Source organism: Pseudophaeobacter sp. A-200-2, assembly GCF_041008815.1.
GTDB lineage: Bacteria > Pseudomonadota > Alphaproteobacteria > Rhodobacterales > Rhodobacteraceae > Phycobacter > Phycobacter gallaeciensis_A.
The window spans coordinates 24,509-39,075 of the sequence record NZ_JAXGFU010000015.1; the positions used below are offsets into that span (position 1 = coordinate 24,509).

9 protein-coding genes are annotated in these 14,567 nt (G+C 63.6%); 5 read left to right on the plus strand and 4 right to left on the minus strand.

The annotated features are described in order from the left end of the window. Positions 1–76: 76 nt before the first annotated feature. The 3 genes from SM766_RS19050 to rfbG all read right to left on the minus strand — a co-directional run bounded on the left by SM766_RS19050 (position 77) and on the right by rfbG (position 4,050). The gene (locus tag SM766_RS19050; protein ID WP_368948787.1) at positions 77–2,299 is read right to left on the minus strand and encodes a nidogen-like domain-containing protein; all 2,223 of its coding nucleotides are present in this window, start codon (positions 2,297–2,299) and stop codon (positions 77–79) included. Between the two features lie 13 nt (positions 2,300–2,312). Then, positions 2,313–2,645 carry a hypothetical protein gene (locus SM766_RS19055; protein ID WP_368948788.1) on the minus strand — a complete coding sequence of 111 codons (333 nt, stop codon included), beginning with the start codon at positions 2,643–2,645 and terminating at the stop codon, positions 2,313–2,315. 286 nt (positions 2,646–2,931) lie between these two features. Further along, entirely contained in the window at positions 2,932–4,050 is a 1,119-nt protein-coding gene (gene rfbG / locus SM766_RS19060; protein ID WP_368948789.1) for a CDP-glucose 4,6-dehydratase, read from the minus strand. Positions 4,051–4,440: 390 nt separating this feature from the next. Here rfbG and rfbF point away from each other — a divergent pair, with 390 nt between their 5' ends. The 4 genes from rfbF to SM766_RS19080 all read left to right on the plus strand — a co-directional run bounded on the left by rfbF (position 4,441) and on the right by SM766_RS19080 (position 8,287). After that, positions 4,441–5,208, plus strand: coding sequence for a glucose-1-phosphate cytidylyltransferase (gene rfbF / locus SM766_RS19065; protein WP_116560461.1), 768 nt, complete (start codon positions 4,441–4,443; stop codon positions 5,206–5,208). A 200-nt stretch (positions 5,209–5,408) separates the two neighbouring features. Further along, positions 5,409–6,623 carry a glycosyltransferase family 2 protein gene (locus tag SM766_RS19070; protein WP_368948790.1) on the plus strand — a complete coding sequence of 405 codons (1,215 nt, stop codon included), beginning with the start codon at positions 5,409–5,411 and terminating at the stop codon, positions 6,621–6,623. Between the two features lie 19 nt (positions 6,624–6,642). Next, a complete protein-coding gene (locus SM766_RS19075; RefSeq protein WP_368948791.1) occupies positions 6,643–7,488 on the plus strand; it encodes an NAD-dependent epimerase/dehydratase family protein in 846 nt (281 codons plus the stop codon). Positions 7,489–7,516: 28 nt separating this feature from the next. Continuing rightward, positions 7,517–8,287 (plus strand): cephalosporin hydroxylase family protein, encoded by a 771-nt coding sequence (locus tag SM766_RS19080; RefSeq protein WP_368948792.1) that lies wholly within the window; start codon positions 7,517–7,519, stop codon positions 8,285–8,287. A gap of 302 nt (positions 8,288–8,589) precedes the next feature. Here the strand turns inward: SM766_RS19080 and SM766_RS19085 are convergent, their stop codons facing one another. Beyond that, positions 8,590–11,310 (minus strand): PAS domain-containing hybrid sensor histidine kinase/response regulator, encoded by a 2,721-nt coding sequence (locus SM766_RS19085; RefSeq protein WP_368948793.1) that lies wholly within the window; start codon positions 11,308–11,310, stop codon positions 8,590–8,592. Between the two features lie 566 nt (positions 11,311–11,876). Here SM766_RS19085 and SM766_RS19090 point away from each other — a divergent pair. Further along, on the plus strand, positions 11,877–14,561 hold the full coding sequence (locus SM766_RS19090) for a methyl-accepting chemotaxis protein (protein WP_368948794.1): 2,685 nt from the start codon (positions 11,877–11,879) through the stop codon (positions 14,559–14,561). Positions 14,562–14,567: the final 6 nt, after the last annotated feature.

The following is a 14,567-nucleotide window of genomic DNA, read 5'->3' on the forward strand; positions in this document are numbered from 1 at the left end:
CGGCCTCAGAAGAACAGAAAACAGGCCCGGGTGTGGAAAAAACCCCGGGCCCTGATGCGCCTGAAATACAATACAATCAGAACAGGAAATCGTCTGCGCTAAGCTCGCTCATTGTGAGGCCTTCCAGCAGCATCGAATTGCCGGTCAGATCGCGGATCATGACACCCTCGGCTTCGTCGCTGGCGTGGTTGGTCATCAGATCGCTGAAACCGGTGAAGGCGGCAACACCGGAGAGATCGATCACCTCGCCGCTGCGGCTGGTGTCGAAATCGCGCACCCGGTCATCGCCGCCGCTGAAGACGAAGGTATCGCCGCCGCCACCGCCGATCAGCAGGTCATTGCCGTCGCCGCCGTCCAGGAGATCGCTGCCACTACGACCTTTCAGCGTATCCCGGCCCGCGTCGCCGAACAGATCATCGCCGCCGCCGCCGCCGTTCATCTTGTCTTTGCCGCGCCCGCCCTGCATCAGGTCGCCGCCACCATTGCCGAACAGCCGGTCGTTGCCGCCGTCGCCCGCGATATCGTCGCTGCCGCGGCCACCGCGGATCACGTCGCGGGCGTCGCCGCCGCGCAGCTCATTGTCGGCATTGTTGCCGATGATCCGGTCCTTGGCGCTGCCGCCCCAGGCATCCTCGATGAAATTGATCACCGCGCCATCCTGGCGCACCGCGGCGGCGACGGCGATATTGTCGGTCTCTTCACCGATGGTGGAATAGGCGCCGGGGCGCAGGTCGATCAGGCTGCGGGTCGACAGATCTGAGGCATCGATCAGATCCTGCCCGCCGGCATCCCAGATGGTCAGGTAGACATCGCGGTAGGTACCATCCTCGCCTTTGACCTGCATGCCCAGATCGTTGTCGGCATTGGTGGCGTATTGATATTCTGCTGCGCCATGGGTGCCGCCGCCATCACCGAAATAGACCGTGTCGCTGGCACGGGTGGTGGTATTGGCGCCGTAAAGCTCCTGCATGGCCTGGATGTCCCAGACCATCGGCGTCAGGGAATAGGCCTGATCGCTCAGCGCTTCACCGGATTCCGAGGGATGCTCCACATAGGACATCACCGTGTACTGGGCATTGGTGCTGTCGTCATTGGGGGCTTCATTGGGGTGGCGCAGGCCCAGGGCATGGCCCAGTTCGTGCAGGTAGGTGTTCCAGCTGGTGTGGCCATAGACCGGGCCGGTGCCCGGGATGAACTGGTCTTCATTGGCGCTGTTGATCCACAGATCGCCAGCCTTGGACGGGCGGTCGCCCAAATGGTCGGGATTGGGGAAATCGGCGACATAGCCGAACAGGTCGGGATCCTCGAATTCGGTGGCAGCAAAGGTGATGTCGCCGACGATTGCACCGTTGCGGACCTCAAACACCCAAAGCCCTTCGACGCCGGTATTGCCGGTGGTGTTTTCCAGATTGGTGATGGCGCTTTCGTTGCCCGATTGCGGTAGTTCGAAGAAATCGGCGCTATTGCCGGCCGAATAGCCGGCCCGGGCCGGGGTGCCGCCCAGACCGGTTTCCTCGTCGCCGCCCGAGGCGGTGCCGGCCGACCAGTTTATATCCTCATAACGGAAGACGATGTCGAAATCGCCCTCGCCGCGGTCATAAAGCTGCATCTGGAAGGAGTTGCTGGGCTCGGCGTGCTGATCGTAGAAGCCGACATCCTCCCAGGTGATGGTGACGACATCGGCCTCGGCATCCACATCGACATAGATCGGCTGCCCGGCGCGGGTGTCCACATCGGCCCAGAAGGCGGCGATCATCGGGGTGGAGCCGGCCGAGATCCCGCTTGGGGTATATTGGGACAGACCCGATCCGAAGGTGATATTGCCATTGGTGTTCACGTAGATCTGGCTGGCGTCATATTCTTCGCCAAAGAAATTCAGCCCCTCCTCGAAGACCGCGGACATATCCACCAGAGAGGAGCCGTCGTCATTGACGGGCAGGGCGCTGCCGCCTGCCGCGACCAGGGTGCCATTGCCGGTGACCGGGGTGCCGAATGTGCTGTCGGTGCCGCCGCGGGCGATGGTGCCGGGCTGCAGGTTGACGTTGGCCACCTCGTTCCAGGCGCTGATCGCGGCCGAGGTCATCGCCCGCTGTTCCACCGTCATCGACACATCATTGGTGAAGGGCACGATCTCCCCGCTGATGTTCCAGGCGTCCTTGGTGCCGTCGCCATCGGTATCCAGCTTGCGATAGTAGCGCGGCATTTCGGTGCCGATAAAGGAATAGGTGATGACGCCGCTGCCATCGTGCCAGGCTTCGGTGTCACTCACCAGAAGGGATCGGTAATCGTTAAAAGCCATCGCAGGGGTCCTTTCAGTCGGATGTGGAAGCAGTCGGCAGGATGGAAAGAAGATCGTTGCCGATGCAGCAGCGGAAATAACGCGGAGATTTGAAGGCGCCGATGGCGGCCTCGGCAACGGGGCGGGGCAGGGGCTGGCCTGCGGCGCAGTGGAAGAACAAGGGACGGATGGCCGCGACCGCCGGGGCAGAGCTGCGGCAGGAGACCTTGGCCTTGCAGACCACCGCAGCCTGCGTCCTCAGCAGGCGACAGCCACCCCCGGGTGCGGGGGGATCGGCCGGAGCGGCGGTCGCAAGAACAAGCAGAAACAGCGCCGCTGCGGTTCTGGTTGCGTGCAAAGATACCATGCTCCCGGTGCCCCCGTTGCTGTTTTCCTGAATGGTCCGCCTCGCGCGCATCACCCCCACGCGCGATCCAGCCCCTTCTAATCGCGAACCACATTGAGGGTGGCATGGTTCGCAGGGGGTGTTCTTGATTTTAATCAAGGATCGTAACGTTCCGGGCATAGGGTGCCGGAACGTCATGCTGTTCATGTGAAGGCCGAAGCAGGGTTGCAGCGGATGGCCCCGCGTATCGTGCCGACACGGAGGGCAGCAGGATCGGTCGGAGCCTTTCAGGGCAAGTCCCTGCGCCTCAGGCCGCAGCCAGGCGGCGGCGGTATTCGCTGATCTGCCGCGCGGTGGTTGCGTTGCGCTGCTCTGGCGCCTGGCCCTGGTACCAATCCGCGGTCCAGGCTGTCATGTCGTCGGCGTCAAGCATCGGCTGCCAGCCCAAGAGCTGCCGCGCGGCGCTGCAATCCAGTTTGAGAAGGTTCGCCTCATGCAGGCTGTTGTCCGGCTGGCTGCTCCACTGGAATTCCGGCCCAAGGGTTTCGGCAAAACCGGAAATCATCGCCTCGACAGAAAGCGTCATGTGATCGGCCGGGCCGAAATTCCAGCCCTGAGCGCAGCGCCCGGGGTCGGAGATTCCCATTTCGGCAAGGCGCAGATAGCCCGCCAGCGGATCCAGCACATGCTGCCAGGGGCGCAGGGCGCCGGGGTGGCGCAGGTGCAGAGGGTTACCACTGGCAAAGGCTCGCATGGCATCCGGCACGATCCGGTCCGGGCTCCAGTCGCCGCCGCCGATCACATTGCCGGCCCGCCCCGAGGAGAGCGCCACGCCATGCTCTGCCAGTCGGTCCGGCGGGAAATAGGAATTGCGGTAGGAGGCGGTGACCAGTTCGGTGCAGCCCTTGCTGCTGGAATAGGGGTCATGGCCGCCCATGGCATCGGTTTCCCGGTAGCCCCAGATCTGTTCGCGGTTCTCGTAGCATTTGTCGCTGGAGACCACGACAACCGAGCGCAGCGAAGGCGCCGCCGTGCGGCAGGCCTCCAGCAGATGCACGGTGCCCATGACATTGGTCGCATAGGTTTCCACCGGCGCCGCATAGGAATAGCGCACCAGCGGCTGCGCCGCCATGTGGATGACGATCTCGGGGTCAAACCCCTTGACCGCCTGGCGCAGCGCCTCCTGATCGCGCACATCCCCCGGCACATGGTCGATCTGCGCCGCCAGGCCCAGCTCGTCAAAGAAGCTCTGGCGTCCCTCGGGCACGCCCTCCATCGCGGGCGGCAGCGCAAAACCACGCACCTGGGCCTGCATCTGCAGCAGCCAGGCGGTCAGCCAGCTGCCCTTGAACCCGGTATGCCCGGTCACAAATACACGGCGCCCCTGCCAGAATGAGGATGCGCTGTCGAAGTCAGTGTTGCTCACGTTGGTGCCTTATCTGCAGTGGCGTGCCTCTGGTGCTCTGCCTGTTGGTGTCTTGCCGTCTGGGTCAGGAAACATGCTGCAGTTGACGGCTGCCGGTGATGCTGGACCTGTCCGCGATCCTTCCTGCTCCGGTTCTCACGTCTTGGTGATCCCGCAGGGCGCGGCACCTTGTGCAGCAGGCGGGCAGGGGTCTGCGGGGCGACAGCGGTCGGCTCATGATCCATCTTTGCAAGGGTTTCCAGCGCGGGATTTCCAGTACGGGGCTGATGTCTGAAGGCCTAGGAGAAAATGGTTACCAAACTCGAAACACCTCATCCGGGTAAAAGAAAATTAACCGCGTCCGCTTATCGCTAAATTTCAAGAGAAATTGAAAATGATGCGAGCAAGTGCATGAAAGTTGTTATTCTGGCCGGCGGCCTGGGCACCCGGATCAGCGAAGAATCCCACTTGCGGCCAAAGCCGATGCTGGAGATCGGCGGCAAACCCATCCTGTGGCACATCATGAAGTCCTACAGCGCCCATGGGCTGACGGATTTCGTCATCCTCTGTGGCTACAAGGGCCATATGATCAAGGAATATTTCACCAACTACCTGCTCTATAATGCAGATGTGAGCGTCAATCTGGGCACCGGAGAGTTCAATATCCTGAACCACTCCGCCGAGCCCTGGCGTATCACCATGCTGAGCACCGGTGAGCTGACCCAGACCGGCGGCCGCCTGGCCTATGCCCGGCCGTATCTGGACGAGACTTTCTGCCTGACCTACGGCGACGGGGTCTCCGATGTCGATCTGACCAGCCTCCTTGGCTTTCACTTTGCCGAAGGCCGTCAGGCAACGGTCACCGCAGTGCAACCCACCGGCCGCTATGGCAGCATCGAGATGGACGGCAGCGCCGCCACCGGTTTCGTGGAAAAACCGGCGGGCGACAACCACTGGGTCAGCGGCGGCTTCTTCGTCTGCGAACCCTCGGTGCTGGATCAGATCGAAGGACCAGAGACGATCTGGGAAAAGGGGCCGATGCAGAACCTTGCGCAGGAGGGGCAGCTGTCGGTCTACAAGCACCGCGGGTTCTGGAGCGCGATGGATACGCTGCGCGACAAGACCTATCTGGAAGGCCTGTGGAACAGTGATCAGGCGCCCTGGAAGACCTGGACCTGACCCATGTCAGATCCGCTTCTGTCCGCCTTGTCCCTGCCTGGCGCCTTTCACTACCGGCCGCATCCACATGAAGATCAGCGCGGCAGTTTCTGCCGTCTGTCCCGTACCGTGACCCTGGAACCGGCCTGTCTGGCCTCTCTCTCTTTGACTTCCGGCTTTGCGGCCGGACCCCCAGCACATTCGAACAGGAAACTTCACGTATGTCAGACCTGAAACTCAGTATCTGCATTCCAACATTCAACCGGGCCAGATATCTGGAGACGGTGCTGGCGCATCTGGAGGAGATCCTGCCGCAGCTGCCCTTTGAAACCGAAGTTCTGGTCTCTGACAATGCTTCCGAAGATAGCACCCAGGCTGTGCTGGAGGCGGCGCGGGAGCGGCTGCCTCTGCGAACCTTCCGGCAGGAGACAAACATCGGGGCGGTGCCGAACATTCATTCGGTGATGAGCGCGGCCAAGGGCAGGTATCTCGTCTATCTCGCGGATGACGACCGGCTGCAGCCCGAGGCCCTGCAAAGTGCCATCACCATGCTGGAGGCCAACCCCTCCGCCAGCGGTCTTTATGCCCCCTGGCAGATCAAGGATCTGGTCACCGGCGAGGTGCAAGCGCAATTCTACAGCCAGCCGCGCGATGTCACCATTGGTCAGGGCAAATATGCCCAGCTGCTGGAGCATATCGTAGAACACCGCATCTACTCGGAAATCTGCATCCTGCGCCGGGAGGCTTTCCGCGCCCTGCACCCGATCGCCACCGATATTGCATTCTGGGCCTTCACCATTCCTGCCGAATACCTGGGGGCGGGGGATCTGATCTATGCCAAGGACCCCTTCTATATCTCCGTCAGCCGTCACTTCGAAGGCGATACACGCTCGCAGCTGGGGTTCCGCGATGTCATGAGCGCCTGGGACATCTACCGCGGTGGCCTGGAGGTTCTCTATGGTCTGGCCCTGACCCATGGCGGTCTGACCAAGCCGGATATGGTTGCCAACTATCTGCGGATTCACCCGATCGAACGCATGCTCACGGGGCTGCGGCTGCGGGTGAATCTGGGCGCCGACCCGCTGGAAAACTATGCGCTGGCGGCGCGGCTGCGCGGGCTGGGGCAGGTCGATAACCTGCCTGTTCCGATGGCGCAGATCCGCAGTACGGCGGCGCTCTATTTTGCCTGTGTCAAACTGCCCGAGACCCTGCGGGCCGAGGGGGTCGCGGTCATTGGCGAGTATCCGGAGGCCTCTTTGCAGCAGCTCAAGACCTTCACCATCCTGCCGCTCCGGCGCGTGACCGAGGCCGAGGGTGTCACCGAGCGGGATGTCGTCCTCGATTTCGGTTGCGAGGAGGAAGCCTTGTGCGACGCCGCGCGGGAGCGCGCGCTGGCGCATGTCACAGGCACCCAGCTGGAGCAGAAATTCGTATGAAGAGAGGCTGCGGGCAGCAATGATGCGTATCCTTCTGACTGGATCCACCGGATTTGTCGGCCGCGCTGTTACCCGGCAGCTGCGCCAAGGCGGCCATGAGTTGTGTCATGTCATCCGGAAGGGTTCGGCCGGGCGCATCTGTGCCCCGGATCCCCGGGACCGCGTCGTCGAGGTCGAGGATCTCTTTGCGCAACCCGCCGATTGGTGGGCGGAAACCGCCCGCGGTTATGATCTGGTGCTGCACATGGCCTGGTATGCGGAGCCGGGCAAATACCAGACCTCGCTCAAGAATCTGCACTGTGTAGCCGGCACCATGGCTCTGGCCGAAGGCGCCCGGCAGGCCGGGGTGCCGCGTTTCGTGGGGCTCGGCACCTGCCTGGAATACGATCTGAGCAGCGGCCAGGCCTTCCAGGATACACCGCTGGCGCCGGAGTCGCCCTATGCCGCCGCCAAGGCGGCCTGCGCAACCGCTCTGCAAGCGGCGCTGCCGCAGGCCGGTGTCTCCTTTCTCTGGGCGCGGCTGTTCTACCTGCACGGAGCGGAAGAGGACCCCCGGCGGCTGGTCGCCTCGCTGCATGCGCATCTGGCCGAAGGCCGTCCGCTGGAGCTTAGCAGCGGCACACAGATCCGCGACTTTATGGATGTCGATGCCGCCGCTGCCCTGCTGGTTCAGGATGCCCTGTCCGCGCGCAGCGGCATCAGCAATATCTGCAGCGGCACCGGCATTTCGGTGCGCGCCCTGGCCGAAAGCATCGCCGACCAATACGGTCGCCGGGATCTGCTGATCTTTGGCGCCCGCCCCGGCAATCCGGATGATCCGCCCTGCGTGATCGGCCACCGCACCGATGCCCCGCTTCCCATCTGATCCCCCTATCGAGCAAGAGACTGACACCATGACCGACTTCAAAACCGAGATTACCGGCCGCATCAAGGAAATGGGTGCAAACCCCACTATTCAGACAACCGCGCTGGATTTCCTGCGCAGCTCCGCCAAGGCGCAATATTCCTATAATTTCCACTGGATGGACCGCCCGATCATTCAGTACCCGCAGGACATCGTCGCCATGCAGGAGCTGATCTACGAGCTGCGGCCGGATCTGATCATCGAAACCGGCATCGCTCATGGCGGCTCGCTGGTGTTCTCCGCCTCGATGCTGGCCATGCTGGATATGGTCGATGCCATCGAAGCCGGAGAAAGCCTTGATCCGGCGGTCTCCAAGCGCAGGGTTCTGGGCATTGATATCGACATCCGCGCCCACAACCGCGCCGCCATCGACGCCCATCCGATGCGCTCGCGGATCGAGATGATCCAGGGCTCCTCGGTGGATCCCGAGATCATCAGCCAGGTCCGCGATTTCGCGGCCGACTACAAGAAGATCCTGGTCTGCCTCGACAGCAACCACACCCATGAACACGTCCTGGAAGAGCTGCGTGCCTATGCCCCGCTCACCTCCTCCGGCAGCTACTGCGTGGTGTTCGACACTCTGGTCGAAGACATGGAAGAGGACACCTATCCGGACCGTCCCTGGGGCAAGGGCAATAATCCCTATACCGCCGTGCAGTCCTACCTGCAGGAGAGCAGCAGCTTCGAGACCGATAGCGAGATCCACGAACGCCTGCTGATCACCGTCGCAAAGGGCGGCTTCCTGCGCCGCATCGACTGACGCGTGCCTGACCCGGGAATAGATCACAGCCGGTGCGGGTAAGCCGCACCGGTTAAGACTGCAGGGCATTGCATTTCTGGGCTATCGTCTATGATGGAGCGAATAACCCTTGCGATGGCTGGCGCCATGGCCGCGCTCGTCGTTTCCAGCAAGGCATGGTATTTGGCACAACCCAGTTTAGAATGTGCCCCGGTTAGAATGTGCCCCGGCTGTCAGTCATGTGTCTCATAATGTATATTATGTTAAATATGTTCTGTGCTATCGGGATTTAGGCGGGATTTAGACCCTGGGCGCAGGCCGGATCACGCCTGACCTGCGGGCCGGGGATCTGCCCCGCTTTCGGGCCTGTTCCCGGACCGGCAGCGCAACAGGGCCTGGCTCAGGTCCATGGTGCGGATCGGTTTGCTCAGCACCCCGTCAAACCCTTCACCCAGCAGCGAGTCCACCTGGTCCGGCATGGTATGGGCCGTCACCGCAAAAACCGGGGCAAGATCCGCGCCACCAGCCTGTTTGCGGATCGCGTGCAGCGCCTCGATGCCAGAGAGCTTTGGCATGGAAATATCCATAAGCAGGCAGTCAAAGGCCCCCGGCTCCCAGGTGGCGACGGCCTCTGCCCCGTCGTGGCACAGCACCGCCTGATGGCCCATCCGGCTCAGCAGCTTGCCGATGATCAGCCTATTGGTGGCGTTGTCCTCGGCCACCAGGATGCGCAGCGGCGGGCCGGAGGTCTCAGATCCTGCGGGGGGCTGGGCAAGGAGCAGAGCCTCCGAGGGGGGCGTCGGCAGACCAGCGCCCGTCCCTGTTGCTGTCTCCGCGTCCGCTTTGGGGGCTGTCTCGGGGGGCGCGGCGTCCGCATCATCGGCCTGCTCCAGCGGCAGCCGCACCCGTATGGTGGTGCCCTGCCCCGGCTCTGAAGCGATCTCCAACTGGCCTTGCATCAGCGTGACCAGCTCCGAGACGATGGCGAGGCCCAGGCCGGTGCCACCAAAGGCGCGGGTGCTGGAATTGTCGGCCTGTTCGAATTTACCGAACACCCGCTGCAGCTCTTCCGGGGTCATGCCAATGCCGCTGTCGCGCACCTCGAGGCACAGGTGCCCGTCGCCCGAGAATTCGGCGCTGAGCCGCACCTCACCAACTTCGGTGAATTTCAGCGCATTGCCGCAGAGGTTATGCAGGATCTGGCCGATCCGGCGGGCATCGCCAAGCCGCGCCGTGCCGGTGCCCGGTGCCAGCACCAGTTCCAGCGCCACGCCCTTGCGCTCGGCCACCACCCGGTGCAGCGAGGCGACCTGCTCCAGCACCGTCTTCGGCACGAAGGGGGCGATGTTCAGCTCTTCCTTGCCAGCTTCGATGCGGGCCAGATCGAGAATGTCGTTGAGGATCGACAGCAGCCCCTGTGCCGAGGTTTCCGCGGTGGTCAGCATTTCGCTCTGCTCGGCGTCGAGCCGGGTGTCCTCCAGCAGTTGCAGGGTGCCGAGGATGCCGTTCATCGGGGTGCGGAGCTCGTGGCTCATATTGGCGAGAAAAGCGGTCTTGGCGGCATTGGCGGCTTCGGCGCGGGCGCGGGCCTCGTCGAATTCGGTGACATCCACCCGCAGGCCGACCCGGCCGCCATCGGGGGTGTTGCGTTCATAGATCTGCAGGATGCGCCCGTTGCTGAGCCGCTGGCGCAAAGAGCCGCTTTCCTTGCGGTGCTGGGCCAGGCGTTCCTTCAGCCAGTCCTCTTCGCGGCCCCTGGCCTCTTCATATTCGCCATGCTCCAGCCCGTAGCGCAGGATGTCCTCAAACCGGACGCCTTCGCGGATCATCGGGGCGCTGGCGGAATAGATTTCACGGTAACGGGCATTGGCCAGCACCAACCGATCATCGGCATCATAGTAGACAAAGCCGTCCGGCAGCGCCTCGACCGCGGCCACCAGCCTGGCATGAGCCACTTCCGCCGCCTGCTGGCTGGCATCGCGCAGGCTGGTGTCCTGCACCATGGCCACGAACCAGGGCTGATCGTCCATCATCAGCTGCAGGGTGATCTCCACCGGATAGCAGCTGCCGTCCCGGCGCTTGTGCCGGGTCTTGAAGCGCAGCACGCTTTGCCGCCCCGAGGTCAGCGGCTCCACCATCTTGCGGAAGGCTTCAGGGGTGAAATCCGGCTTGATGTCCAGCGGCGTCATCTGCGCCAGTTCTTTCATGTTGTAGCCGAGGTTGTCGCGGGCGCCCCGGTTCACCTCGGTGAACTTCAGACTGTCGGGGTCGAAGACATAGATTTCATGCAGGCTTTCTTCGATGATCCGGCCCAGCCGGGCGCTGCGCATGTTCTCTTCGGCGGCCTGTTTCAGCGGCGTGATATCCGTGAGCACCGCCACATAGCCTTCGAGCTGCCCGTCGGGGCCGTGCAGCGGGGTGACATCCAGCATCTGCCAGTATTCCCGCCCGGACGGGGCGCGGTTCAGCAGCTCGGCGGTGACCGGTCGCTGCGCGGCCATGGCCCGGGTGATGCGGGCGGTGCCCTCGGGATCCATATGGGCACTTTGCAGGATCTCGCTGGGGTTGAGGTTCTGCGCATCGCCGTTGCTGTAGCCGGTGAGCCGTTCGCAGGCGGGGTTGATCCAGCGGATGCGCTGCTCCGGGGTACAGAAAATTACCGGGCTCTGGGTGGCACGGGCGAGGCCGCGCAGCCGGGCATAGAACCGGCGCCGCCAGAAACTCTGGGAGCGGGTCAGCTCGATCAGGAACAGACCGGGGCGCAGCGCGCTGATATTCCAGTGCAGCCGGTCCCCGCTCGCGGCCATGGTGGTGATCCGCGCCGGGCCTGCGCCGGGGCTGAGCCGTTCCGGCGACAGCGGCGGCGGGGAGACGAACTGCTGCATACCCGGCGCCGGACCCGGGCGCAGCGGCACAAGGCGCGCAAAGGCCTTGTTGGCATGCAGGATCGCGCCATCGCCGCCGAGCAGGGCCATGGGGCTCTGGGCTGCGCCGATCAGGGCGCGAAGCGCCGTATCATCCTGGGCATGCTCTGCCTGCGTCACCGAAAACCTCTTTAAATCCTAGTACGACCGGCCCTGTATCAAGGGTGCCAGCCGGGTGCCAGACACGTTCAGGACAGATCCAAGTCGCGCCCGGGCCGCCTGCAGCGCGCCCTTTGCCGGGTGCAAAGAGGCGTTCAGGCAGCGGTTGGGCGTCGGTTTCTGCCCCGATGATACGAAAACTAGCAGCCAACCGTTAGTAAGCGGTTCAAATCAGGAGAAAAACCGTCAAAGCGTCGCATTTTGGGCATGTTTTCGGGCGGGGCGGAAGCGGCCGACGGGCCCCGATCCAGTCCCGAACAGGGAGGAGACGAGATAGAAGGCCAGATTGGAAACTGTACAGGGCACTGAAAATATTCAGAAACCGCCTGACCTTACCCCGAAAAGCAGCTGGCTGCACATCGGGCGTGACCGCGTCCGATCAACCCGATCAAATTATCTGAAAAAGGGGTGAGAGGGCTAAAATAAAATTAAACCACAGGCTGATAGGCTGCGGTTGTTTGCCCCCCATCCGATCCGCAGGCCCTCCGCTGGGCAGGCGGGCGGCGCTTTGCTACAGGTGATACAGTATGGTTCACAAGTCCTCCGCAGATCCCGCAGTCGATCCCACCGCAGATCCCGCAGCTGACAGGCCGTCCGCCCGGCACCGCTTCCGGCCGTTTTCCAGCATCGGGGCCAAGCTGGTGCTGATCCTGCTGGCGATGGGGGCTGCCTCGGCCGGGATCGGGGTGCTGGTGTCGCTGGTCTTTGCCCGGGTGTCCGATGACATGGGGGTGCTGACTCAGGACATGCTGCCGCAGCTGGAGGTCAGCGCCCGGCTGACCGAGGCCACCGGCCTGACCCGCAATGCGATGACAGATATCCTGCTGGCCGATGATGCCGCAGAGCTGCAGGACCGCCGCAGCCAGATGGAGGCGGCGACCCAGCGCCTGCAGGAGGAGGTCACCGGCCTGCCCTCGGATCTGCGCGCCGAGTATGAGGCCGTGGTGACCCAGACGGTGCAGTCGCTGAATGCGCTGATGGCGGCGCGGGAAACCACCTTTGACAGCGAGGCCCGGATCGCGGCGCAGATCGATGATCTGCAAGAGAACAGCCAGCATCTGCAGAACACGCTGCTGAGCGCCGCCGAGGCCGCCTATTCCAACCTGCAGACCGGGGGCGATGCCACGATGTCCGCGATCGAAGACGCGCTTCTGGTGCTGGTGGAGGAAAATTTTGCCGGCCTGCAAAGCCTTCTGGAGGCGCAGGGCGATATCAACCTTCTGTCCGGGGTGGCGCTGGCGCTGGGGCAGACCCGGGATCCGTCTTTGAAAAAAGCCCTGTCCAATATCGCCAAAAGCTCGACCGCGCGGCTGGAAAACCTGCCCGAGCGGCTGGTGGAGATGGAGGTAGACCCGGTTGAAGCCGGCATCGTCGAAGAGGCGCTTGCCATCTTTGACCAGATGATGAACGCGCGCCGCTCTGAACAGAAAGAATTGCGCCCCCTGGTGCTGGATCACCGCCAGGCCAGCGCCAATGTCCTGCACAAGGCGATCGAGGACATGGTCTTTGTGCTGGAAATCGTCGCCGAGGAAACCGTCGAGGAAAGCCGCGATGCGGTGCAGGGCCTGCTGGACAATGAAATCGGCGTCTTGAAACAGCTTCTGGAAATGAACACGCAGGTCAACGCCCTGCAGGTGGCGGCGCTGCAGGTGCTGGCCGCTGATCGCACCGCCGCGGTCGAAGAGGCCGCTGCGCCGCTGCAGGCGGCGGCCACGGCGCTGATGGCCTTTCGCGATATTGCTGGCGGGCAATTCGCTGCCGATCTGGAACAGATCGCTGCCGATGCCGATCCGGAGACCGGCCTTGCCGCCTCGCGGATCGCCACGATCCGCGCCCGCGCCGAAACCGTTTCTGCCTCGCAGGAGGCGGCCAGTACCGTGGCCGAAATCGCCTTGCGGGCGGCGGCGCTCAGCGCCGACAACCAAGGCGCCATCGCCGAGATGGCCGGCTCCGTCTCCCGCGATGTGAAGGCGGCGCAAACCCGGATGCAGACCCTCTGGGCGGTCTCGGCGGCGGTGCTTTTGGCGGCGCTGGTGCTGACCCGGCTGCTGATCACCCGGCCGCTGATCCGGATCAGCGAGACCACGGAAAACCTGGCGGGCGGCGATCTCAGCCCGGTCACCGGCTTTGAGCGTTCCAGCAGCGAAATCCGCCGCATCGCCCAGGCCCTGTCGGTGTTCCGCAACGGGCTGGTGGAAAAGGAAGAGATTTCAAAGGCGGCCGAGGCCGAACGCCAGCAGCATCTGGCGCAGCAGACGGCTGCCGTCAGCGCCATCGGCCAGGGGCTGGAACGGCTTGCCGAAGGCGATCTGACGGTACGGATCCACGACGAGATGAGCGCGGGCTACGGCAAGCTGCGCGACGATTTCAACCGGGCGCTTGGCGCGCTGGAAGATTCCGTACGCAGCCTCAGCCAGAGCGGCCAATCCACCGCCAGCGGCACCACCGAGATTTCCGGCGCCGCGCGCGATCTGTCGGCCCGCTCCGAGCATTCGGCGCAGACCCTGGCCTCCACCGCGGCAGCGCTCAACGAATTGTCGGTCTCGGTCGAAAGCACGGCGCAGGCCTCGGGCGAGGCTTCGGCCTCGGTGGAGACCGCGCGCCGCAACGCCAGCGAAAGCATGGATGTGGTACAGCGCACCTTTGCCGCCATGGAGGCGATCAAGGAAAGCTCGGACAAGATCGCCAAGATCATCGGCCTCATCGACAGCATCGCCCAGCAGACCAATCTGCTGGCGCTGAATGCCGGGGTCGAGGCGGCGCGGGCCGGATCCGTGGGCAAGGGCTTTGCGGTGGTGGCTTCGGAGGTGCGCAGCCTGGCACATCGCTCGAAAGAGGCGGCCAACGAGATCGCCAGCCTGGTGGCCGAAAGCAGCGAACATGTGGAACTGGGCGCCGATCTGGTCGGGCGCACCGGCGAGGTGATCAACGAGATTTCGCAATCGGTCTCCAGCGCCGCCGAGCTGATGCAGAATATCTCGCGCGCCTCGGCCGAACAGTCCAGCAACCTGCAGGAGGTGAATGGCGCGGTGGCCAATCTGGACGATGCCACCACCAAGAATGCCGCCCTTTTCGAAGAGGTAACCTCGGCCTCCATCTCCCTGTCGCAGGAGGCGCAGGCCATGGCCGCAGCGCTGGACCGGTTCCGCACCGGCCAGAGCGCATCAGATCAGGATTTGATGGCTGAAGAAGCCCCGCGCCTGTCGGCCTGATCCAGG